This window comes from Providencia lanzhouensis (assembly GCF_050469745.1).
In the GTDB taxonomy this organism is placed as follows: Bacteria; Pseudomonadota; Gammaproteobacteria; order Enterobacterales; family Enterobacteriaceae; genus Providencia; species Providencia lanzhouensis.
On sequence record NZ_CP174123.1, the window covers coordinates 511,059 to 533,924 of the forward strand.

Consider the following 22,866-nt stretch of genomic DNA (forward strand, 5'->3'; position numbering starts at 1 on the left):
CAGGTGATAGTTGAGCCTTCCATATATGAAAAATGACCGTACAGCTTGCTAATCAGCCATACGGTCACTTTAACCTAGATAGGTTTTAATACGTGAATTTACGCTTTTTTCATACTTTGGCTTGGGCTTTCTCCGTAGCGTTGCTTATATTCTGCGCTAAACCGTCCCATGTGGGCGAATCCCCAGCGTAGTGCCACGCCAGTCACGCTGGTGGCTTCCCCTGACATCAATTCGGCTCTAACTCGCTCCATACGCAAATCACGTAAATATTGCATCGGGCTAATATCTAAAAACTCTTTAAAACCGGCATATAAGCTGCGCAAACTGACGCCAGCAATATGGGCGAGTTGTTCAACGGTAATCGGTTCATGGGCGTGTGCTTCGAGGTACTCTTGAACGCGGCGCACATGACGCGGGCGAATGGTGGCACGGCGCATACCAGAATCTTCTAAATAATTATGCTGGTGGGTGGAAAGTAGGGTAACAGAAACCAACTGCTCTACTTGGGTGGTTATCAGTTTATGCTGCAGTAAATCAGGTGTACGTGTAGCGCATTCAACCAAATAATTCATCAACGTACGCCATGCAATACAAGACTGCCAAGCAAACCCTAATTCAAAAACTAATGGTTTCTCTAAGGTATGCCCAAGCTGCCCAACTAACGTACGCTCTAATAAAGAACGAGAAATTCGTAGCATAAATTGGTCATTGTCACTGTTCCAACGCATCACCGTAGACTCTTCTGGGCTAAGCAAAGAAGCCATTTGTGGTGTGGATTCTAAAGTTTTCCCGCCACTTTCGATAATTGCACTACCTGATAATGGCATTTGCACCAGGAAAAAATCTTCCAGTTGTCCAGGGGTGATAGCGACATCTGCCCCATAGCGTAGCCGGCTGAGAGAAATATCCCCCATTGGAATGTAATGCATGCGAGCATCAAGACGCTGATGCTGGTTAAGTAACTGAAATTGATGAGGCTTCATCACACGCCCCACCATAGATTTAATCTCTTCAGGATCAGCAGAACTGAATAATAATCGCTCAGAAGAACAGAGTTGGTTCTCTATCTGAGGTGCAGGTGCGTAAGGCCATGAATTGCTCAACATAAGGAGGTGCCTCCAAAGTAAACACTGTGACCTTGATAGGTTGCCTAGCGAGTGTCGCGATAAGCTAGGATCCTCGAGGGTCACTATGGGATATTTCGATATCTCATTGTTATTTTTTTATTATCTTCGACTTATTACACAGGTCGATTTTATTAACATTTTATTAAACAAATTTTAACCAATTACGCTTCGAACATAGCATAAAGGAATTTGCTTACCTAGCCATATTTGTGCAAAAACTATCCAGATACTGCAAAAAAATAGAGAGAATTCACTGAATGTGATTTCTATAACAAACTAAAAAATAAAGTTATTCTTATTAATTTTTAGTTATAAATATATGATTTTTCATATTGTTTTGTATATTCACCTACCTATTGATTAAGCAAAAAGTTATCTATGGTGGCATTTCATTTTTTATTAGAGGAATACTCTAATACCCTTCTATTTGTAAGTGATAATTAGGATTATTCGTTGATTCATTAGGAAAGTTAGCCACAGCTTTCTTTGGCGAAGATTCTTATCCATTGTCCATTTCTATGACATTTTTTCATTGTTTTACAATGATTTTGTCCGCTCTATGCACCTCTTATCCACTCTCTGCAAAAATCTAATATGCATGATTAATCATGGATTGACCATTTATTAACAAATGAGATACAAGAAAGAAACACAAAAAAGATAACAACGTGCTGACGTTGACTGGTGAGGTTAAAATGGCTGAGCGCTCGTTTGTTCAAGAAGTTCAAAAATTACGGCAGGGTGAAGGCGAAGTCTTTAGCGGTGAAGGGATACTTGCCGTTACGAAAGCGTTACTTGAATCAGGGGTTTCCTATGTGGCAGGCTATCAAGGCGCTCCCATCTCCCACCTGATGGATGTGCTGGCAGATGCGCAGGATATCTTATCGGATTATGGTATTCGCTTCGAAAATAGCGCCAGTGAAGCTACTGCTGCCGCAACACTAGCTGCATCAGTTAACTACCCTTTACGTGGTGCAGTGACATTCAAAGCAACTGTTGGGACTAACGTAGCTTCAGATGCATTAGCAAACTTAGCTTCTGGCGGTGTACTGGGTGGTGCGTTGATCATAGTCGGCGAAGATTACGGCGAAGGTTCCTCCATCATGCAGGAACGTAGCCACGCATTTGCCATGAAATCCCAAATGTGGCTACTTGACCCACGCCCTAATTTACCTTGCATTGTTCAAGCAGTTAAAGATGGTTTTGATCTTTCCGAAGCCAGTAATACCCCAGTTATGCTGCAAATGCGTATTCGCTCTTGCCATGTTCATGGGCAGTTCACATGCTCTGATAATCAATATCCAAAATTTACGGTCAAAGACGCGCTAGAGAACCCAACTCGCGACGTGAGCCGCATCGTGTTACCGCCCGCCAGTTTTTTACATGAAAAAGAGAAAATTGAGGCTCGCTGGCCTGCTGCCATCAAATTTATTCAACAACGTGAACTCAACGAATTTTTTGCGGAAGATGCCGAAGATGTGGGGATCGCCTTACAAGGTGGTAACTACAACACGCTGATCCGCGCATTAAACCAAATTGGTCTAGCCGACGTTTTTGGTAATAGCAAAATCCCGTTGTATGTCATGAATGTGGCTTACCCGTTGATTGATGACGAATTTGAACGTTTTTGTCGCAATAAAAAAGCTATTTTAGTTTTAGAAGAAGGGCAACCGAATTTCGTTGAGCAAAACGTGGCAAATATTTTACGTCAACGCAATATTGACGTGGCGCTACACGGTAAAGATATGCTCCCGATGGCGGGAGAATATAACACCGCAACGGTATTAGCAGGGCTGCGCTCATTCTTCGAACGTTATGGCAAAATTGAGCCACAAGTGAAAGCGGCTGCAAATCAGATTCGTATTCCAACTATTAATGTCGCGGCTGTCAAAGCCGATGATGACCTACCTGAATATGTGAATGCGGCGGAACCGACTCTGAATGAAACGGTGCATGCACGCCCACCTGGATTTTGTACGGGCTGCCCTGAACGTCCCATTTTTACTGCAATGAAGCTAATTGAGCGTGAACTGGGTGAACACCATGTGAGTGCGGATATTGGCTGCCATTTATTCTCTATTCTGCCGCCATTTAACCTCGGTAACACGACGATGGGATACGGGCTTGGTGGCGCGGGTGCTGCTGCGTTAAATGCCAAAGCGGGTAAACGAGCGATTTCTGTGATGGGCGATGGCGGTTTTTGGCACAACGGGTTAACCAGCGGTATTGCTAACAGCGTATTTAACCGTAGCGATAACTTAACCATTGTTGTTGATAACAGTTATACCTCTGCAACCGGTGGGCAAGATATTTTATCGTCAACGGCGCTAAATTCTACCCGCAGCACTGGGCATGAGATTGAAAAAGCAGTTAAAGGCGTTGGGGTGAATTGGGTAAAAACCATCAAACGTACCTACGATTTAAAAGCCATGACGAATACGCTGCGTGAGGCACTGACGACGACAGAAAGCGGTCCTAAAGTGTTAATTGCGCAAAGCGAATGTATGTTGAACAAACAGCGCCGCGAAAAGAAAAAAGTTCGTGATGACGTTTCAGCAGGCAAGCGAGTTGTCCGTGAACGTTTTGGCGTTGATTCAGACACTTGCACGGGAGACCACTCCTGTATTCGTTTATCGGGTTGCCCATCGTTATCAATCAAACCTAACCCAGATCCTTTACGTACAGACCCTGTCGCGACAGTGATGGATAGCTGCGTAGGCTGTGGACTGTGCGGTGAGGTTTCCCATGCCGCAGTGCTGTGCCCTTCATTCTTTAAAGCTCTGATTATTACCAACCCAAATGGCTGGGACAAATTGCGCCACCGTGTTCGCGGTTGGTTTATTGGTTTCTTGCAGCGTCGTGATGCACGCCGCCGTGAACAACTGAGTTTCTAGGGGGGCACATGGCTCAATCTTTAATGACTTCTCAACCGTTAATGACCTCTCAATCGCTAATGGCCTTACAGCCGATCAAAATCGCCATCCTTGCGATGGGCGGAGAAGGTGGTGGCGTTCTCGCTGACTGGATTGTCAATCTTGGCGAAGATAACGGTTATTTTGCGCAAACTACTTCTGTGCCAGGAGTGGCACAGCGTACAGGGGCAACAATTTATTATGTTGAATTATTCCCTGGTGCTGATAACCCGCAGACCCCTTCACCTATTTTAGCGTTAATGCCAATGCCCGGTGATGTGGATGTGGTGTTGGCTTCAGAGCTGATGGAGGCTGGGCGTGCAGTACAACGTGGTTTTGTGACCGCGGAGCGTACCACGCTGATTAGTTCGACCCATCGGGTTTATTCCATCGCAGAAAAATCGGCAATGGGGGATGGGCGAGTGGATAGCCAAGCGTTGATCCGTCATGCGGGGCAAGCCGCCCGCCAGTTTGTGCATTTTGATATGGCACAAGCTGCGCAAGAGAGTGGCAGCGTGATCAGCGCCGTGTTGTTCGGTGCGCTGTTTGGTTCGGGGGTTCTGCCCTTTAGCCGTGAACAATTTGAAGAAACCATCGTTCGTGGTGGCGTTGGCGTGAAACCGAGTTTGCGAGCATTTGCATTGGGTGCTGAAAAAGCGGCTCAGCCTGAAGAGGCTTATCAAGCAGAATCTGCAAAAGCGGTAGAAAAAACACCAAAAAACAAACATGTAGCAGCTCTCCTTTCTCGGATTGAAAGTCAGTTTCCTGACCATGTTCACTACCTTGCGACCGAAGGCGTTCGTCGGCTGGTTGATTATCAAGACCCTGCATATGCCGAGACGTACCTCAATCGATTGCAAGGGCTATTTGCGCAAAAAGGCGGTGATGACCCGCGTTTACAGCGTGCGTTAGTACGCCACTTAGCGCTATGGATGTCCTATGAAGACACCATTCGCGTTGCGGACTTAAAAATTCGTGATAGCCGTTTTGCCCGAGTACGCAGTGAAGTCCAAGCGAAAGATAACCAATTGCTCGACATCAATGAATTTATGCATCCAAGAATCGAAGAGATTTGCGAAACGCTTCCCAAAAATTTAGGCAATTGGTTGATGAAACCACATTGGGTACACAAAGCCGTTCGCAAATTGACGCAAAGGGGACGAACAATCACTACCAGTTCCTTATGGGGATTCTTACAGTTATACGTGCTAGCTGCATGGCGCAGAGGGCGCCGCTCAACGCTGCGTTATCAGCTTGAAAATAATCGTATTGAAAAATGGCTAGCCACTGTGGCGCAAGCCGCAAGCAGTAACCCTGCTTTGGCAACCGAAATTGCGCAATGTCAGAGAGTGGTGAAAGGGTATAGCGACACCCATGCTCGTGGATTGCGCAATTTCCAAGTTTTGATGGAGATTGTTGAACGTCATGGTAGCCAGTTGGCACCGATAAATTTACGTGAATTACGTGAAGCGGCGCTGGCGGATGAACATGGTAATGAGTTGAAAAAATGCCGTCAGCGTTTGGCGATGGAATAAGGATAGCATCATGAGTTTACTGACATTTTCTCGAAACCATCGGATCAGTTTTTCAGAATGTGATCCTGCTGGGATCGTGTTTTACCCACAATATTTCGTGATGTTTAACAATCTCATTGAGCGTTGGTTTGATGAATTACTCCCTGAAGGATTTGCAGGGTACATCCTCGATCAACGTTTTGGTTTGCCCACAGTGCATTTAGAGGCGGATTTTAAAGCGATTAGCCGTATGGGGGATGACGTTCAGCTTGAGCTGCATGTCGAACGCATTGGCGGTAAATCACTGACTTTACGTCAACGCTGTACCAGCCTTGATGGCGAGTTGCGCATGGAAGTGACGCAAACCTATGTCACTACATCACTGATTACGCATCAGGCTATTCCTATCCCTGAAGCACTGTATAGCGCCTTAACCCAGCAGCAACCGGTGTAATGGCACAACGTAATAAAGGAGAAACTCCATGAATATCGTTTGTATCGGCGGCGGTCCCGCAGGGCTTTATTTCGGGTTGCTGATGAAACTGCAAAACCCAAGCAACCGTGTGGTGGTCGTTGAACGTAACCGCCCTTATGACACCTTCGGTTGGGGCGTGGTATTTTCTGATGCCACATTAAGTAACTTGCGCAAAGCAGACCCAGTCTCAGCAGAAACGATCAGTGCTGAATTTAGCCATTGGGATGATATCGACATTCACTTTAAAGGTAGCTGTAACCGCAGTGGCGGGCATGGTTTCATCGGTATTGGGCGTAAAAAGCTCCTCAATATCTTGCAAGATCGCTGCCTTGAAGTGGGGGTGGAATTGGTATTTGAAACCCAAGTGGCGGATGACCAAGAAATTGCACGTCAATATGATGCGGATCTGGTGATTGCGTCCGACGGGATCAACAGCGCAGTCCGTACTCGCTATGAAAATATCTTCAAACCCGATATCGACCAACGCCGTTGCCGTTTTGTTTGGCTAGGCACGAAAAAGATTTTCGACGCATTTACCTTCTTGTTCGCTGAAAATGAACACGGTTGGTTCCAAGTTCACGCGTATCAATTCCAAGAAGGGTTATCCACATTTATCGTAGAAACCACGGAAGAGACTTGGTTGAAAGCAGGTATCGACCAAATGTCTCAGGAAGATGGGATTGCTTACTGTGAAAAGTTATTTGCCCCATGGCTGGATGGTGAAAAACTGATTGCCAATGCAGCACACTTACGTGGTGCCGCGATTTGGATTCGTTTCCCTCGCGTGATTTGTGATAACTGGGTGCACTGGACACAACCAACAAGCAGTAAGGAAGTTCCTGTGGTGCTGATGGGAGATGCCGCTCATACCGCCCACTTCTCTATCGGTTCAGGAACTAAACTGGCTCTGGAAGATGCGATTGAGCTGTGCGAAAGCTTGAAAGCGACTCAAGGAGATTTGCGCAAGGGACTTGAGCACTACCAAAAAGTTCGCAGTGTCGAAGTGCTAAAAATCCAGAATGCGGCGCGTAACTCAACCGAGTGGTTTGAAAACGTGCAGCGCTATGAAAACCTCGATCCTGAGCAGTTTGCTTACTCTTTATTAACTCGTTCTCAGCGCATTTCTCATGAAAATTTACGTGTGCGTGATGGTAACTGGTTAACTCACTATGAAAACTGGTTTGCCGAAAAATCGGGTTTACCAGCGCAGGTGGCTAATCAAAAAGTCGCCCCGATGTTGACGCCATTTCGCTTGCGAAATGTGGAACTGAAAAACCGTGTGATAGCGTCTCCAACGTTGCTGTATTGCGCAACTGATGGGCTAGTCAGTGATTTCCATCTGGTACATATCGGTAGCCGCGCATTAGGTGGGGCTAGCCTGATTATGACGGAAATGACGGCAATTTCTCCTGAAGCGCGAGTGACGACAGGCTGCCCGGGAATTTGGAATGATGCGCAAGTGGCGGCATGGAAAAATGTGACGCAATTTGTACACCAAAAAACGGATGCGAAAATTGGGATCCAACTAGGACATGCTGGGCGTCGAGGCTCAACACAGCGCGGCTGGGAGCAAGAAAACCATCCAATGAAACAAGGTAATTGGCCATTAGTTTCCGCATCACCATTACCTTATTTACCTTCAATTTCACAGACGCCCACTGAGCTAACCGAAGCCCACATGGCAAAGATTATCGACCAGTTTGTGGCGGCAGCAAAACGCGCGGATCAAGCCGGTTTTGATTGGTTAGAGTTGCAAGCTGGGCATGGTTATCTGCTATCAAGCTTTATTTCTCCGTTAACTAACCAGCGTACCGATGGGTTTGGTGGGTCTTTAGAAAATCGTCTGCGTTTCCCGCTAGCGGTAGTGAGCGCGGTCAGAAAAGTATGGTCTGAGGATAAGCCTCTGTCTGTGCGTATCTCTGCGACAGATTGGGTTGACGGCGGCACAACAGTCGATGAGGCGGTATTAATTGGGCAGGCACTTCATCAAGCGGGCGCAGATATTATCGACTGCTCATCTGGCGAAGTATCCCCTCTTCAACAGCCTGTTTATGGGCGTATGTACCAAACCCCAATGGCGGATCGTATTCGCAATGAAGGATCGGTGCCGGTAATTGCCGTTGGTGCGATCACTGATGCGGATCAAGTGAATAGCATTATCGCGTCAGGGCGAGCAGATCTTTGTGCGCTCTCTCGACCACTTCTTGCCGACCCTGCTTGGTTACTCCATGAGTGTGCTCGCTTTGGGTGGAATTCAGTCTCGTGGCCAGCACCTTATGAGTATGGTCGCCAACAATTAATCCAACAATCGAAAAGCCGTTAATGGCGTAAATGCGAGAGGGGGAAACACCATGACGATTCAGTCCCATGACCAATACAGAGAAAATGTCGCAGGACGCGCAGATGTGGAAGATACACCAGAATTGTTGGCGTATTACAAACAGTTAGATGAACTCAAAACGGGCGCATTGTGGACGGTTGCCAACAAAATTGAGCCGTGGCAGCCAAAATCTCAATCTGTGCCTGTTTTATGGCGTTACCAAGATTTACGTGAGCATGTTTTGCGTTCGGTGGATTTGGTGACTCCGGAAAAAGCAGGTCGCCGTGTTATCTACTTAAACAACCCTGGTCGTCAAGATGTGGCAGCGGCAGTGGGTTGGTTGTATTCCGGTTTACAGGTGATGCATCCGGGAGAAGCCGCTTCGGCTCACGCACATTCATCATCAGCATTGCGTTTCATCATGGAAGGGCGCGGCGCCTACACCATTGTGGAAGGGCAAAAAATGATTTTAGAAGCCAATGACTTTGTGCTGACACCAAATGGTACTTGGCATGAACATGGTGTGGAAGAAGGTGGATTACCGTGTATTTGGCAAGATGGTTTAGATATTCCATTAGTCAATGCAATGGAAGCGGGTTTCTACAAAGTTCACCCCGATTTGCATCAAGCACAAACTCGTCCAATTGATTATCCCGTTGGCATGTGGGGAGCGACTGCATTACGTCCGCACCATGTGGGATGGGATAAGCCCTATTCGCCATTATTCAAATACCAGTGGGGACCCACTTATGAAGCGCTGCAACGCGCCGCAAAAGTAACGGATGGCTCAGTATTTGATGATGTTTTAATGAATTACACCAACCCATTAACCGGTGGGCCAGTGATGCCAACGATTGGGGCTAGTATGCAGTTATTACGCCCTGGATTTGTCGGCAAAGCTCATCGTCATACGGGCAGTTTTATCTACCAAGTGGCGAAAGGAAAAGGGTATTCGATTATTAATGGGCAGCGCTTTGACTGGCAAGAGCGAGATATTTTTTGTGTGCCATCATGGATGTTCCACGAACATGTGAATACATCCCAGAGCGAAGACGCGTGTCTGTTCTGTTTTAACGACTTGCCAGTGATGCACTCCCTTGGCCTCTATTATGAAGAGGCGCTTGTGGACAATGACGGGCACCAAAAAGTGATTAGCTAACTATTTATTTTTTATAACTTTTTATTCCGATGACTTATTTTAATTGTTTACGTGAAGATTTTAGTTAGGTCTGAGACCTGACTCAAGGAGAAAAACTATGCGTCTTATTACTTACCGTTCAGATGTTACCGCAGCAGCACGTTTAGGGGCGATTGTTAACGAGCAAGTCGTGGATTTAGCGAGATTAGCTGAAGAGAATGGTCAATATCTCCCTGATAATATGCTGGATTTTATTGATTTAGGTCCACAAGGGATCCGTGCAGGTACTGAATTATTAAACGCACATAAAGGGCAATTTCCTGCGGGAACTGCATGGCCAGTACAGAATGTAAAAATTTTAGCGCCAATTCCACGCCCAAGAAAAAACATTTTTGGGATCGGTCTGAACTATGTTGAGCACGTTGCTGAGTCGAGCCGTACTCTGGATACCTCTAAAGATCTACCAAAAGAGCCGGTTATCTTTTCTAAGCCGCCAACAACGGTGATTGGACCGGGTGATGCGATTGAACATAACAGCCAAATTACTCAGCAATTAGATTGGGAAGTGGAGTTGGCGGTGATCATGGGGACGCGTGCTAAAGGGGTTTCTGAAGCAGATGCCCTGAACTATGTGTTCGGTTATAGCTTAATGATTGATATGAGTGCACGTGATTGTCGCCGTGCAGGTCAATGGATTTACTCTAAAGGGCAGGATACCTACGCCCCATTCGGTCCTTGCATTGTGACTGCCGATGAAATTCCTGATCCTCACTCACTAAACCTGAGTTTGAAAGTTAACGGTGTAACCAAGCAAGACTCCAATACTCGCCATATGCTGTTCAATGTGAATGCGTTGATTGCTGATATCAGCAAAGGCATTACGTTGGAACCGGGGGATATTATCGCAACGGGCACACCTGAAGGGGTTGGTGCGGGTCGTTCCCCACAAGAGTGGGTATGGCCGGGTGATGTAATTGAAGCGTATGTCGAAAAAATCGGTGAGTTACGCCACCCAGTGGTTGCGGTATAACTCAAGGGAGATACTAACATGTTGAATCTACCTCAATTTAAGGCAGCGGCTGTACAGGCCGCCCCTGTATTCCTCGATACCGATGCTACCGTTGATAAAGTGTGTCGGTTGATTGAAGAAGCAGCGGATAATGGTGCCAAATTAGTGGCATTTCCTGAAGTGTTTGTCTCTGGCTACCCGTATTGGAGTTGGGTAATGAACCCGATTGATGGCAGCCCTTGGTTTGAAAAACTGTGCAAATCTGCCATTGAAGTCCCTGGACCTGAAATTAAAAAAATCGCCCAAGCCGCCGCTCGTCACCATATCAACGTGGTTGTGGGGGTGAATGAGCGCAATCCGAACGGAATTGCCACGTTATACAACACGTTAGTGACGATTTCTGATGAAGGTAAAATTTTAGGACGTCACCGTAAATTAGTCCCAACGTGGGCGGAAAAATTGACGTGGGCAAATGGGGATGCCTCCTCGCTGAAAGTTCACCAAACCAGCATTGGTCCTTTAGGGGCGTTGGCATGTGGCGAAAACACCAATACATTGGCACGTTTCTCGTTGCTGGCTCAAGGTGAGTTGGTTCATATTGCCAGTTATATTGCACTGCCAGTGGCACCAAAAGACTATGACATGGCGGATGCGATTCGTTTACGTGCCTCTGCTCATTGCTTTGAAGGCAAAGTATTTACCATCATTTCTTGTTCGACAGTCTCTGAAGAAATCGTTGAAGCCATGGCGGCGTCGCATCCCGAATCCCGTGAGTTGCTTGCGCGTCCAAATAGCGCATTTTCCGGCATTATTGGTCCTGATGGACGAGTAATTGGGGAACCATTGATTGATAAAGAAGGCATTGTTTACGCTGAAATTGATTTGAATCGCTGTATTCAACCACGCCAAATGCATGATATTACAGGGCACTATAATCGCTTTGATATCTTTGACTTACAGGTTAATCGTCGCCCATTAACGGCTGCTCGTTTCCATCATGGTGGGCAAGATGTCGATGAACTTAATCAGTTTGCTGAATCGGATGACTCTTCAGTGGAGAAAGGGCTATGAGCTTAGCGCGTACGTTTCGTATTGGGCAGATTGTGCCTTCATCTAATACCACCATGGAAACTGAAATTCCGGCTATATTACGCGCCCGTGAAGCGATGTTTGCAGAGCGTTTCACATTCCACTCTAGCCGTATGCGTATGCAGAAAGTGACTAAGGATGAGCTTGCCAAAATGGACTCAGACAGTGACCGCTGTGCTATTGAACTGTCAGACGCCGATGTCGATGTATTAGGGTATGCCTGCTTGGTTGCCATTATGAGCATGGGGAAGGGGTATCACCGAGTTTCGCAAAAACGCCTCCATCAATGCACCATAGATAATGGGCATCCAGCGCCGGTTGTCACTAGTGCAGGGGCATTAGTCGAAGGGCTGCATGCCATTGGCGCGAAAAAAGTGTCGATTTTGACGCCGTATATGAAGCCATTAACGCAAATGGTTATCGACTATATTGAACATGAAGGTATTGAAGTGGTTGATAGCATCTCATTGGAGATCCCCGATAACCTCGAGGTGGGGAGACAAAACCCATTAGCACCAGTGGAAATCACCAGAAAGCTAAATACCAATGTGGATGCGATTGTGGCATCAGCTTGCGTGCAAATGCCGTCATTACCGTCGATTCAACTTATCGAAGATAGAGTGGGCTTACCAGTATTGTCTTCGTCTGTGGCAACAACTTACATGATGCTAAAAAAATTGGGACTTGATACGCGAGTGGATGGTTTTGGCTCACTACTTAGCGGAAGATTTTAGTTAAATTATGTTAAGAGTTCGATTTCCTTCTGCTACTCTGCTAGCTTCTAATGTCATAAAACCAGAAGCAAGAAAAGAGGAATTGATGCCTGAATCGAAAGTCTTCGTTGATAATTACCTGCCTGCTCTTTTGGGGCAGGCATGGATGCTAGTTTCATCTGAATTTCATGCGGTTGTAGAAGCCAATGGGCTATCGGTGTTGGAGTGGCGAGTGCTTTCTACATTGGCCAATAATGGTTCGATGGGGATCACTGAGCTGTCGCAAAAAACAGTCAGCAAGCAACCAACAATCACGCGGGTATTACAACGATTGGAACAACAAGGGCATGTGATCCGTCACAATAACCATACAGGAAGTGACCGCCGCGTGACTTTAGTGAGTGTGACTTCTAGTGGCGTTGAGCTAGTCGAAGGGTTATTGATTGCTGCGGAAGAGCATGAAAGGCAAGTTTTAGCGCCTCTTGGTGTTCGTAAAAGCAAAATGCTCAAGCAGGTTTTACAAGAATTAATTGATAGACATAGCCCAGAAATCAAATAGATAAGTTGCATTAAAATACTCGGAATTATCCGTTTTTGATGAGTGATAAGGGTTTATACCAGAAGAACAGATTAAATCCTTATAAAACACGAGTATATTGAATGGATATGTAATGTATTGGAAATTAAGTAATATCCTGTAACACAATGATTGCTATCGTAGTTTTTGATTTATTTTGTTTTTTTATTTGGTAATAAATTGATGCTTTACATTGATTTGATTTATCTATTTACTGCAATGCAGATAACTAAGATAAACCATTATGGAGCACTCAATGTCAGTAGTGACACTTGTACTCGTTTTTTTACTTGCAGTCATCGTGAGCGTATTTGTTTCCCGATTACTTAAAGACATCATTCCATTGCCAATTATCCAGATAGCGTTAGGGGCTGCCTTATCGTTCTACGGATTTACAGTGGAATTCGAACCACATCTTTTTCTCTTTTTATTTATTCCTCCATTGCTATTTCTTGATGGATGGCGAATTCCAAAAGAAGCCTTATTCCAAGAAATTAAGCCAATTATGTCATTGGCGATTGGCTTAGTGGTCGTCACCGTTATTGGGATGGGGTTCTTTATCCATTGGCTGATCCCAACGATTTCACTGGCGGTTGCCTTTGCACTGGCAGCTATCCTTTCCCCAACTGACCCTGTGTCGGTATCTGCAATGACAGTGAATTCGCCACTACCATCGCGTATGGCGCACATTCTTGAAGGGGAATCTCTACTCAATGATGCGACGGGCTTAGTATGCTTTAGCTTTGCGGTTGTGGCTGCGCTGACAGGGGAGTTCTCTCTGACATCTGCTGCGGGGCAATTTGTGCTGGTGGCATTTGGTGGGATAGTGATTGGTTTATTAGTCGCATGGGCAATTGGCTGGTTAAACCAATTCTTAGTCAAGCGCACAGGTGAAGAGCCAGCTATCCAAATTATGATCAGCCTGTTAATGCCTTTTACCGCGTATCTGCTGGCTGAACATTTACATGTTTCCGGAATCCTTGCTGCCGTTGTTGCGGGTATTGCGATGCACTACGAAAAAATCGCAGGGCGTATGCAAGCGGCGACTCGAATGCAAAGTAAGGCAGTTTGGGACACGGTACAAACAGGTTTGAACGGCATGATCTTTATTCTACTGGGTGAGCAGCTACCAGGGATGTGGACCAATTTGCCTCAGGTGGCCGAAGCTGCAGGTGCTAGCCATCCTTGGATGCTGTTTGTGTATGTTGCCGTTATCACCATTGCATTAGGTGCACTGCGTTTTGCTTGGGTATGGATATCAATGACCCTGACAGTTTTCCACAATCGTCGTCGTGGAAAGCAAGCGGATGAAGTACGTATTCGCATGATGGCGGTGATGGCAACGGCGGGAGTTCGCGGGGCAATTACGTTAGCCGGTATTTTAACGTTGCCATTCTTAATGCCCGATGGATCATTATTCCCTAACCGTGATGTGGCTATCTTCCTCGCGATGGGGGTGATCCTGTGTTCGCTGTTAATTGCCAGCATCGCCTTGCCGATTTTAACCAAAGGTTTAGTGCAAGATTTACCTTATGATAACGATGAAATTCGCGCTCGTCTGGCACTCAATGAAGCAGCAATGGCACATATTCGTGAGCTGATGAACCACCCTTCTGATGATATGGATGAAATTGCGATGCGTACCGAAGTGGGTGCTCAGCTGTTAGAAATTTATGGTCGTCGTTTAGATAATACGGATGAAACAGAGTCAGATGTGTTTGATTTACATCGGATGATCGAGATGGAACGTTCGATGTCAGATTCGGCTCTGAAGGCGAAGCGGGAAGCGTTATATCAAATGCGTAAAGGGAAAAATATCAATGAGCGAGTGTACCATCGCTTACGTGATGAGCTTGATTTAAAAGAAGAAACATTAAATCACCATAAGAGTTCAAAACACTAGTTTCTAATTTACGACTAAAGGGCTTAAGGTAACTTAAGCCCTTTTTATATACTCATTGAAAAAAATTTTATTGCTGATAATGTAATCTCTAATTATATTCAGGAAAAAATTATGTCACAGCATGTAGCTCACCTCATTATTATGATGACCATCACTTAACTGGTGGTAGTTTGCTACATCCTCAACCCGCCAGATAAGGCGGGTTTTTTGTCCTTGTCTGGTTAGTATTCAACAAGGAGCCCTCTATGAATCTTTTCGACAATACTCAAAAACACACGCAAGAACTTGAAGCCCTAATTGCCAGCGCAGATCGCGCCATCACAGAAGAAAATTTCAGCTATTTAATGGATTTTTATTCTGAGAATGGCTCGTTAGTGGTGAAAGACGGTTTACATGTCCATGGAAAAGAGAACCTAAAGAAAGCATTTTCTGCTATCGCTGAATTTTTTAATCACAGCCTGCAAGTATCTCAAGGTACGGTAAAAGTTATTTTTGGTGAAGATTGCGCCTTAGTCTTAGCTGAAACTATTTTGAGTGCGCAAATGCAAGATGGTACGCCGTTTAATACTGTGCGAGATGCCACCTACGTATTTAAACTCATCGATGGTAAGTGGCTATGTGTGATTGATAATTCTTATGGAACTTCACTGCTCAAATCCTAAGGAAAGCTTTGTCTCATTCACCCGCGTGTGTCATGAAAAAATAGCGATATTCAGTTTACGTAATAAATGGTTTTTTATTGTAATTATTCAGTTTTACTGTTGTCTCTGGAGTTAAGTCTAAGGTTTATACTCGGGACAAGAATAACAGTGGAGGATATTTATTATGTCAATTTTCAGCTGGTTATTTAACCTCGGCAGAAATCGCTATAACTCGAAACGCGATAACCAATATTGGGGTCATTCAGGGCATGGCAGCAGTTCCAAGCATGGTTCTCGAGGTAAGCATGGCGGGAGTTATCAGCACAATGATGGTCGAGGCGAAGACAACTATTTTTCACACGGACAAAACATCCAAAAAATAAGATGCCGACAATGCAAAAGTGCCGTAGACCCAAATGCCAATTTTTGCGGTGAATGTGGAGCATCAATTTAAGGAAATAGAAAAGGTATTTTTGATTCAGGAGGAAGCATGGCGGAATCGTTTTTTTCTCATAAAAATCATTACCAGCTCTACGTTAAGAATTTCATTGCATCACCAGCTTCGATGGGAACGGTGTTCCCATCATCTCGTTGGTTATGTCATACCATGATTGACAATATTGACTGGGCTCAATGTCATCAAATTGCAGAGATTGGTGCGGGTAACGGCGTCATGACTCGCTATATTGTGAACAAAATTACGACGCAAACACGTTTAGATCTCTATGAAATTAATCGTGATTTTATCGATATTTTAAATCAGATTGATGACCCGAGAGTGGCTGTTAATCCATGTTCAGCAGAATATTTATTGGGTGATTATGATTTGATTATTTCAGGAATTCCTTTTCTGTCCCTGAATAAAAAAACCAGCATGCGAATATTAAAACAGGTGCGTCAGAGCCTATTAAAGAATCAGGGTAAATTAGTGCTATTTCAGTATACCCAAGGTTGTGAACCGCTATTTTCACGTTATTTTTCATTCACAAAAGAACGTGTGTATCGCAATTTTCCACCTGCATGGGTGTATACCTGTGTCCCCAAATAATGAATCTTAGGCCAGTGTGATAGAAACTGGCCTAAGACTTTTTACGTTATTTAGGGCGATACATTTCGAGTTTTTGTTGCTCTTCAATCCAATAATAATCCGCAGGTCCGCCTGCCCGCATCAAAGGTTTTTGGCGAGCACTGTTATATAAGCCTTGCTCTAAGGTAGCTTCATCGATATGCACCATTACCACTTCTCCCATGATCATCCACGTATCCAATAGGCTACCGTCAGCGCGTTTTAATTGCTGATATTCAGTGACTACACACTCCATGGAAACAGGCGTTTGGGCGATGCGCGGAGGCGTAATCAATGTGGACGGTAAGGTGGAAAGCCCAGTAAGGTCAAACTCACTTTCTCCACGAGGTAACATTGCACTGCTTGAATTGACCTGCTGCCCAAGCTCAAGAGTTGCAAGATTATAAACGAACTCACCTGTTTCGATTGCATTGGTGACGGAATCTTTTTTCCCAACGCTCGAGAAGACCAAAATGGGCGGTGAATAATTAAAGATATTGAAGAAGCTATAGGGCGCAAGATTGGTGTTACCTTGCTTATCGCATGTGGAGATCCAGCCAATAGGGCGTGGACCAATTAATGAGGGTATCGGATCATGGGGAAGCCCATGACCTTGTTGCGGTTGGTAGCTGTAAAACTGAGTTGTCATTATTGGCTCCTTTTTTTGTTATCCTAACGGATTAATTTATTCTAGTTAATATTAGAAAATGAAAAGTGCACGATATGCATAGTTTAAGCATGATATGGATAATGGAAAATTTATCATGATTAATATGACTTATTTTGATGAATTTAAATTATATTTAAAGTTTTATTGAATGAATTTATAAAACACAAAATATGAGTTATTTAAGTATATTTTTATTTCTCATTAAAATATTAAGTTTTTATGTTTGATATTCTTGATTTTTTATTTTTAATAAATTTAAATAAGTTATTATATGCGATATTTATAATTGGATAATTTTCTTTTATTTAAATTGAAATAATGTTTTTTTTAAGGGGTATCATGATTAAGATAAGTGAATATTTAAATTACTAGCTAATTATATTATATAGTCTTATTTGTGTAACCTATTGATATTTAATTTTATATAAATCAAATTCAGATATTAAAACGATCAATAAAGTTAATTTGATAGGTATTAACTATTAAATCATATATTTTCGATCGATATAAACGTATTTACAGATTTATTTCCTGTATCTATATTTTAATAAATTAAATTTCCTGCACTTTGGATATATCCATTTTTTATTACGCTATTTGCTCAATGAATTGGCTATCTTTGAGTAAATGAAATTAAAGCTATTTAAACTGGTTTTAATATGATGAAAAACAAATATCGATTACGTGAAGAAGTTGGTTTATTTATTCGGGAAGCACGGCTTAATTGCTCATTAACAGGTGAGGAATTAGGGCGTATGCTTCATATTAGTCAACAGCAAATATCTCGCTATGAACGTGGTATTACGAGTGTAAATATAGAAACGCTTGACGCCATATTAAAGAAATTAGGTAAGGATTGGTCTGAATTCTTTTTCAAAGTTATTGCTAACTATTCAGATGAAATAGCAGAGATAAAATTACAAGATAATTTTTTATTTCAAGATAAAAAATCAAAATATTCCTATTACGATAAATTAAAATTCAAAGCCTTACATGATCTTTAATCATGATTAATTAAATTAACATGTTCTTTGGTGATTATATAATTAATTGTTATTTAATGTTTTTCTGTTCCATTAATTATTTAATGGTGTATTGCGTTTCTCCTATTTTTAAACGAAAGGAAAGTCATTATATGAAACTTAATCAGTTAGCAATCATTACACTGCTGGCAACATCAGCGACTTCTTTTAGTGTAATGGCAGAGAATACAGGTACGGTGAATTTTATCGGTACAGTGGTGACTTCACCCTGCAATATTGCACAACCATCGTTAAAACAAACTATTGATTTTGGTCAGCTTTCTCGCCGTGGTTTAGAGAATGGCAGAACGGCTGAAGTGAATTTTAATATTGAATTAACAGGGTGTGATTTTTCAGATTACACCAAAGATGGTACAGGGGCGTCAGCAGCAGTGAAAAGCATGGAGTTAGTCTTTACAGGGCAAAATTACGCCGATGCGGGTAACACTTTGCTTTCAACTTCTCCGGGCAATGTAAACAACGTAGGTATTGGTATTGATGGTTTTGAATTTGGCAAAGCTAAGGATATTTTATCGCGAATTATCAATAAGAAGGGGGATAACACCTTAACCTTCACAGCATTAGCTAAAGCTATTGATACCACAAAAGATGTCGCTGAAGGTAAGTTTAGCGCCGTAACTAACTTCCGAATTACCTATCAGTAAGCATCTGAGTCTACCGCCAGTGAATAACTGGCGGTATCAATACGGAGTTGAAGGAGAAAGTTGAGGGAGACAATTGTGATTGTTTATCAACGGGTAACTCGCCAATTAGCTCAACTGATGACGATAACCATTCTGACGTGCCTGATGATTTCGGGGGCGGCGGCGAATAAAAAAATAGAGCTTGATGGCAGCGCAACATTGAAAGGTATTGTTATCGCTACACCGTGTTCGGTTGTAATTGAAAATAGATTTCAAACGATTGATTTTTCACCTTTGGCAATCCCCCTGCTTGGTACAAAGTTGCAGCGTGAGCAGCATAACCAACCTTTTATTATTGAGTTACGAGACTGCGGAAGCCTTTACTCTTTACTCGACAGTAAAACATGGTCTATTCGATTTGCAGGGGAAACAGCGGAACACATTGATGCATTTGTACTAAGAGGCGCATCACAAGGTCTTGGGGTTTCTGTCCTTGATAGTCGTTTTAATACATTGATTCCAGGGCAATATTACCCTTTGGTAAATAATGTATTACAGCAAGACAAATCAGGGAAAGCGCTCTATCTACAGTACTTTTTACGTCTAGAGCTAACTGGGCGACCTATTCAAGCGGGTAACTATCAAGGGTTAATCCGTTTTTTTATCGATTATCAATAAATTGCAGATAAACATGATCTCGAAGTCATTTTCGAGAGGGGCACACTCGTCGCATTTGGGATGGTATAGAGCATGATGTTCAAACATAGCAAACTAAGACAGACGATTTTATTGGCGCTAAGTATGGGAATTGGCAATAGCTATGCTGCTGAATTTAATACCGATGTGTTAGATGCCGAAGATATGAATAACATTGATATGAGCCAGTTCTCTGTTGCGGGATATGTTCCACCTGGAGACTATGTTTTGACTGTTTTTGTTAATGGTCAGCGTTTAGGCGAGCCGCGAGATGTTGCTGTTTTTGATGATAAAAGTACAAAAAGTGTAGGTTCTCAGCAAGTGTGTCTGGCACCTCAGTTGCTGGATTTTATGGGACTAAAAAAATCTGCGGAGGAAAAAGTCACATTATTTCATGATGAAAAATGTTTGAATTTTTCGGCTCTGGCTGGGGTACAAACCAAAGTGGACTTGCCTTCTATGTCCCTAAAAATGACCATTCCCCAAATGTGGATGGAATATCGTGATCCTTATTGGGTTCCCCCAAAATTATGGGAAGAGGGGATCAATGGTTTGTTTGTGGACTACAGTGCGAATATTTCTGCCACAAAAGAAACCGATGGCGACAAGCGCGTTTATTTATCTGGTAATGGGACATCGGGCATTAACATTGGGGCTTGGCGGTTGCGTGGTGACTTCAATGGGACTTATCAAAAGCAACATGGGGGCAGTTATTCGCAAGAAAAACACAACTTTGATTTCAGTCGGTTATATGCTTTTCGATCATTGAAAGAAAGCGCTGCTTTGCTCACGCTCGGGGAAAATAACTTTTACTCGGACGTGTTTGATTCTTGGCAATACACGGGTATTTCGATTGAAAGTGATGATCGCATGTTGCCGCCAAAATTGGTGGGATATGCCCCTGAAATTATCGGTGTGGCAAAGACTAACGCCATTGTGATCGTTCGGAGTCAGGATCGGATCATTTCAGAAACTTCGGTGCCACCGGGACCTTTTCGCATTCAAACCCTTGATAGCGGGATCCGTGGTGTGCTGGATGTGACGGTACGTGAAGAAAATGGGGAAGAGAATAAATTTAGTCTTAGTACTGCATCGCTGCCCTATTTAACTCGTCCGGGTCGGGTAAATTATAAAGCGGCGCTGGGGAAAACACGTTATGACAATCGACATTTAACGGGAGATCCCGTCATTAGTGGTGAATTGTCATATGGTGTATCAAATGCGTGGTCGTTGTATGGGGGAACTCAACTTAATGCCTATTACCAAAGTGCCGCTTTAGGGATTGGGCGTGACTTGTTCTCTTTTGGGGCCGTCGCGGTGGATATTACCCAATCTTTTGCTGATTATTCAGATGACGATAAAGGTCACTTACAGGGGCGCTCTTACCGTTTTAATTATGCGAAGTCATTCGAGGATCTTCGTACCGATATTACTTTTGCGGGCTACCGTTTTGCAGATAAAGAGTATCGAACGTTAATGCAATATATGGATGAGGACAGAACTGGGCATTCACCGCAAGCCACCAAGGAAAATTACCAAGTCTACTTAAATAAATATTTTGATGATTTTAACTTCTCGTTAAATTACCAGTACAGCACCTATTGGCAGGATGACCCACAAACCCAGTACGGTTTATACGCCAATACAAGCCTGAATTTTGCTTCCCTTTCCCAATATAGCGGCAATATTGCTATCTCCGCGACGCGAACGGAGCGAAGTAACGGTTATGAAGATGATGCCATTAACCTTTATTTGACGATCCCGCTGTACAGCGGACATAGCTTGACGTTTTCTGAGTTGTACTCTCGTTCCAATAAAAAGAATCAATATAACCATAATGTGGGATATAGCGGTTATGGGGAGAGGGATAATTACAGCCTAACGATGGGGTATAACCACGGGCAAGATGTGGATAGCCAAACGAGCTTGAGCGGTTTTTATTCCCGTGACCTCTCGGATGCCAGTGTGTCCATTAATGGCAGCTATGTCCCTCATCAATACCGCAGTATTGGGGCATCGATTAATAGCGGGATCACAATAACGACCAAGGGAGCCGCGCTGCATCGCTCTGCCCACGGTGATACTCGCTTAATGGTGGAAACTTCAGATATTGGCGGCGTACCACTGAATCATGGCGTTACAAAAACCAACCGCTTCGGTTTAGCGGTGATCCCAAATGTGAATAGTTACCGTAAATCCTCGGCTTCCATTAACACCAGCAAATTACCTGAAAACATTGAAGCGCTCAGTGCCACCAGCGACATCACGCTTACAAAAGGCGCGATTGGCTATCGAAGTTTCCCTGTGATGAAAGGGGAAAAACTCTTCTCGGTGATCACCTTACCGGATGGTAAAAAACCACCGTTTGGTGCCAGTGTGCGTAATGAGGTGAATCAAGAACTTGGGATAGTCGGAGAAGAAGGGGTGACCTGGTTGGTGGGGATCGAGAAGAATACCGCGTTGTGGGTTTATTGGCGTAACCAAAAACAGTGTCAGATAACGTTGCCAGACAGGTTAACCACATCCTCTTCAATGCTGTTACTACCATGTCAAAAATAACTGGCATGTCAAAAATAACGAAATTTTTATTCTCTTTAATCTATGAGGTTGATTATGTTGAATTTTAAACCTATTTTTGCAGCATTGATAAGCGGGCTTATTGGAATACCACAAGCCTCTTATGGCGCGGTGACTCTGGATAGAACGAGAATTGTTTTTCCGGGTAATGAAAATTCTATTAACGTGCGCATCGCGAATGATAATCCCGAAGAAGCCTATTTAGCGCAAAGTTGGATTGAAGACCTTCAAGGTAAAAAACTCACTCAAGGCGCGATCCTTGCCACGCCACCATTACAGCGGATAGAAGCCAATAGCCACAGCCTAGTGCGCTTGAGCAAAACGCCATTATTAAGCCAATTACCCGATGATAGAGAGTCCGTTTTCTATTTCAATTTGCGTGAAGTTCCGCCGAAATCCACGGAAGAAAATACACTGCAAATTGCGTTGCAATCCCGCGTCAAATTGTTCTATCGCCCTGAAAAAATCCTCGAAGCTTCTCAAACCAAATGGGCACACAACATTACGTTGCAAAAAACGGCCAAAGGCTACCGTTTGAATAACACCACGCCGTTTAACTTAACGGTGATTGGGGTGGGGAATAGCAAGAAACAGTCGGAAGAGAGCAGCTTCGAGGTTGTTATGGTCGCCCCTAAATCCACATTCGAGATTAACAGCCACACGCTGGCCACCCCTTATCTCACTTACATCAATGACTATGGCGGCAAGCCAACACTGGTATTTCGTTGCCAAGGAGACACCTGCACAGTCTCCGGGGAACAGTAATAGAACCA

General features: G+C 43.8%; 20 protein-coding genes. 18 read left to right on the forward strand and 2 right to left on the reverse strand.

The genetic code is table 11. The features are described 5' to 3' along the window. Nucleotides 1–98 precede the first annotated feature (98 nt). A complete protein-coding gene (locus tag ACIH2S_RS02290) occupies nt 99–1,106 on the reverse strand; it encodes an AraC family transcriptional regulator (RefSeq protein ID WP_036955273.1) in 1,008 nt (335 codons plus the stop codon). Between the two features lie 716 nt (nt 1,107–1,822). Between ACIH2S_RS02290 and ACIH2S_RS02295 the strand changes: the two genes are divergently transcribed. From ACIH2S_RS02295 to ACIH2S_RS02355, 13 genes are all read left to right on the forward strand, one after another. After that, entirely contained in the window at nt 1,823–4,021 is a 2,199-nt protein-coding gene (locus tag ACIH2S_RS02295) for an indolepyruvate ferredoxin oxidoreductase subunit alpha (protein WP_108479305.1), read from the forward strand. 8 nt (nt 4,022–4,029) lie between these two features. After that, the gene (locus ACIH2S_RS02300; RefSeq protein WP_272535842.1) at nt 4,030–5,574 is read left to right on the forward strand and encodes an indolepyruvate oxidoreductase subunit beta family protein; all 1,545 of its coding nucleotides are present in this window, start codon (nt 4,030–4,032) and stop codon (nt 5,572–5,574) included. Between the two features lie 10 nt (nt 5,575–5,584). Continuing rightward, on the forward strand, nt 5,585–6,007 hold the full coding sequence (locus tag ACIH2S_RS02305; protein WP_036955269.1) for an acyl-CoA thioesterase: 423 nt from the start codon (nt 5,585–5,587) through the stop codon (nt 6,005–6,007). A 28-nt stretch (nt 6,008–6,035) separates the two neighbouring features. Beyond that, a complete protein-coding gene (locus ACIH2S_RS02310; protein WP_272535837.1) occupies nt 6,036–8,351 on the forward strand; it encodes a bifunctional salicylyl-CoA 5-hydroxylase/oxidoreductase in 2,316 nt (771 codons plus the stop codon). A 28-nt stretch (nt 8,352–8,379) separates the two neighbouring features. Continuing rightward, a complete protein-coding gene (locus ACIH2S_RS02315; RefSeq protein ID WP_036955260.1) occupies nt 8,380–9,507 on the forward strand; it encodes a cupin domain-containing protein in 1,128 nt (375 codons plus the stop codon). Nucleotides 9,508–9,604: 97 nt separating this feature from the next. Next, nucleotides 9,605–10,516, forward strand: coding sequence for a fumarylacetoacetate hydrolase family protein (locus ACIH2S_RS02320; protein ID WP_272535834.1), 912 nt, complete (start codon nt 9,605–9,607; stop codon nt 10,514–10,516). 18 nt (nt 10,517–10,534) lie between these two features. Beyond that, nucleotides 10,535–11,566 (forward strand): carbon-nitrogen hydrolase family protein, encoded by a 1,032-nt coding sequence (locus tag ACIH2S_RS02325; protein ID WP_036955252.1) that lies wholly within the window; start codon nt 10,535–10,537, stop codon nt 11,564–11,566. Further along, on the forward strand, nt 11,563–12,318 hold the full coding sequence (locus ACIH2S_RS02330) for a maleate cis-trans isomerase family protein (RefSeq protein ID WP_036955248.1): 756 nt from the start codon (nt 11,563–11,565) through the stop codon (nt 12,316–12,318). Before ACIH2S_RS02325 ends, ACIH2S_RS02330 begins: the two co-directional genes overlap by 4 nt. 85 nt (nt 12,319–12,403) lie before the next feature. After that, nucleotides 12,404–12,856, forward strand: a complete 453-nt coding sequence (locus tag ACIH2S_RS02335) for a MarR family winged helix-turn-helix transcriptional regulator (protein WP_036955244.1) — start codon at nt 12,404–12,406, stop codon at nt 12,854–12,856. A gap of 274 nt (nt 12,857–13,130) precedes the next feature. After that, a complete protein-coding gene (locus tag ACIH2S_RS02340) occupies nt 13,131–14,777 on the forward strand; it encodes a Na+/H+ antiporter (RefSeq protein WP_108479310.1) in 1,647 nt (548 codons plus the stop codon). A 245-nt stretch (nt 14,778–15,022) separates the two neighbouring features. Continuing rightward, nucleotides 15,023–15,439: a YybH family protein gene (locus ACIH2S_RS02345; protein ID WP_036955236.1), complete on the forward strand. Its 417-nt coding sequence runs from the start codon at nt 15,023–15,025 to the stop codon at nt 15,437–15,439. Nucleotides 15,440–15,602: 163 nt separating this feature from the next. Next, nucleotides 15,603–15,872 carry a zinc ribbon domain-containing protein gene (locus tag ACIH2S_RS02350; protein WP_108479311.1) on the forward strand — a complete coding sequence of 90 codons (270 nt, stop codon included), beginning with the start codon at nt 15,603–15,605 and terminating at the stop codon, nt 15,870–15,872. Between the two features lie 36 nt (nt 15,873–15,908). Then, nucleotides 15,909–16,466: a class I SAM-dependent methyltransferase gene (locus ACIH2S_RS02355; RefSeq protein WP_036955231.1), complete on the forward strand. Its 558-nt coding sequence runs from the start codon at nt 15,909–15,911 to the stop codon at nt 16,464–16,466. Between the two features lie 46 nt (nt 16,467–16,512). On the opposite strand, the gene ACIH2S_RS02360 is transcribed toward ACIH2S_RS02355, so the two are convergent. Beyond that, nucleotides 16,513–17,133: a flavin reductase family protein gene (locus ACIH2S_RS02360; protein ID WP_036955226.1), complete on the reverse strand. Its 621-nt coding sequence runs from the start codon at nt 17,131–17,133 to the stop codon at nt 16,513–16,515. Between the two features lie 680 nt (nt 17,134–17,813). Between ACIH2S_RS02360 and ACIH2S_RS02365 the strand changes: the two genes are divergently transcribed. The 5 genes from ACIH2S_RS02365 (at nt 17,814) to ACIH2S_RS02385 (ending at nt 22,858) form a co-directional block, all read left to right on the forward strand. Continuing rightward, nucleotides 17,814–18,158: a helix-turn-helix domain-containing protein gene (locus ACIH2S_RS02365; protein WP_036955222.1), complete on the forward strand. Its 345-nt coding sequence runs from the start codon at nt 17,814–17,816 to the stop codon at nt 18,156–18,158. Nucleotides 18,159–18,289: 131 nt separating this feature from the next. Beyond that, complete coding sequence (locus ACIH2S_RS02370; protein WP_108479312.1) at nt 18,290–18,841, forward strand: fimbrial protein; 552 nt, start codon at nt 18,290–18,292, stop codon at nt 18,839–18,841. Nucleotides 18,842–18,916: 75 nt separating this feature from the next. Beyond that, nucleotides 18,917–19,498 (forward strand): fimbrial protein, encoded by a 582-nt coding sequence (locus tag ACIH2S_RS02375; RefSeq protein WP_413784993.1) that lies wholly within the window; start codon nt 18,917–18,919, stop codon nt 19,496–19,498. Between the two features lie 72 nt (nt 19,499–19,570). Beyond that, a complete protein-coding gene (locus ACIH2S_RS02380; RefSeq protein ID WP_108479313.1) occupies nt 19,571–22,075 on the forward strand; it encodes a fimbria/pilus outer membrane usher protein in 2,505 nt (834 codons plus the stop codon). Nucleotides 22,076–22,129: 54 nt separating this feature from the next. After that, nucleotides 22,130–22,858, forward strand: coding sequence for a fimbria/pilus periplasmic chaperone (locus ACIH2S_RS02385; RefSeq protein WP_108479314.1), 729 nt, complete (start codon nt 22,130–22,132; stop codon nt 22,856–22,858). The last annotated feature ends 8 nt before the right edge of the window (nt 22,859–22,866 follow it).

What these genes read in the sequence shown, in the direction of transcription:
- ACIH2S_RS02295 (WP_108479305.1), top strand. Translation starts at nt 1,823, where the DNA reads ATGGCTGAGCGCTCGTTTGTTCAAGAAGTTCAAAAATTACGGCAGGGT.
- ACIH2S_RS02355 (WP_036955231.1), top strand. Translation starts at nt 15,909, where the DNA reads ATGGCGGAATCGTTTTTTTCTCATAAAAATCATTACCAGCTCTACGTT.
- ACIH2S_RS02365 (WP_036955222.1), top strand. Translation starts at nt 17,814, where the DNA reads ATGATGAAAAACAAATATCGATTACGTGAAGAAGTTGGTTTATTTATT.
- ACIH2S_RS02350 (WP_108479311.1), top strand. Translation starts at nt 15,603, where the DNA reads ATGTCAATTTTCAGCTGGTTATTTAACCTCGGCAGAAATCGCTATAAC.
- ACIH2S_RS02385 (WP_108479314.1), top strand. Translation starts at nt 22,130, where the DNA reads ATGTTGAATTTTAAACCTATTTTTGCAGCATTGATAAGCGGGCTTATT.
- ACIH2S_RS02325 (WP_036955252.1), top strand. Translation starts at nt 10,535, where the DNA reads ATGTTGAATCTACCTCAATTTAAGGCAGCGGCTGTACAGGCCGCCCCT.
- ACIH2S_RS02380 (WP_108479313.1), top strand. Translation starts at nt 19,571, where the DNA reads ATGATGTTCAAACATAGCAAACTAAGACAGACGATTTTATTGGCGCTA.
- ACIH2S_RS02335 (WP_036955244.1), top strand. Translation starts at nt 12,404, where the DNA reads ATGCCTGAATCGAAAGTCTTCGTTGATAATTACCTGCCTGCTCTTTTG.
- ACIH2S_RS02370 (WP_108479312.1), top strand. Translation starts at nt 18,290, where the DNA reads ATGAAACTTAATCAGTTAGCAATCATTACACTGCTGGCAACATCAGCG.
- ACIH2S_RS02315 (WP_036955260.1), top strand. Translation starts at nt 8,380, where the DNA reads ATGACGATTCAGTCCCATGACCAATACAGAGAAAATGTCGCAGGACGC.
- ACIH2S_RS02300 (WP_272535842.1), top strand. Translation starts at nt 4,030, where the DNA reads ATGGCTCAATCTTTAATGACTTCTCAACCGTTAATGACCTCTCAATCG.
- ACIH2S_RS02340 (WP_108479310.1), top strand. Translation starts at nt 13,131, where the DNA reads ATGTCAGTAGTGACACTTGTACTCGTTTTTTTACTTGCAGTCATCGTG.
- ACIH2S_RS02305 (WP_036955269.1), top strand. Translation starts at nt 5,585, where the DNA reads ATGAGTTTACTGACATTTTCTCGAAACCATCGGATCAGTTTTTCAGAA.
- ACIH2S_RS02320 (WP_272535834.1), top strand. Translation starts at nt 9,605, where the DNA reads ATGCGTCTTATTACTTACCGTTCAGATGTTACCGCAGCAGCACGTTTA.
- ACIH2S_RS02360 (WP_036955226.1), bottom strand. Translation starts at nt 17,133, where the DNA reads ATGACAACTCAGTTTTACAGCTACCAACCGCAACAAGGTCATGGGCTT.
- ACIH2S_RS02345 (WP_036955236.1), top strand. Translation starts at nt 15,023, where the DNA reads ATGAATCTTTTCGACAATACTCAAAAACACACGCAAGAACTTGAAGCC.
- ACIH2S_RS02330 (WP_036955248.1), top strand. Translation starts at nt 11,563, where the DNA reads ATGAGCTTAGCGCGTACGTTTCGTATTGGGCAGATTGTGCCTTCATCT.
- ACIH2S_RS02290 (WP_036955273.1), bottom strand. Translation starts at nt 1,106, where the DNA reads ATGTTGAGCAATTCATGGCCTTACGCACCTGCACCTCAGATAGAGAAC.
- ACIH2S_RS02310 (WP_272535837.1), top strand. Translation starts at nt 6,036, where the DNA reads ATGAATATCGTTTGTATCGGCGGCGGTCCCGCAGGGCTTTATTTCGGG.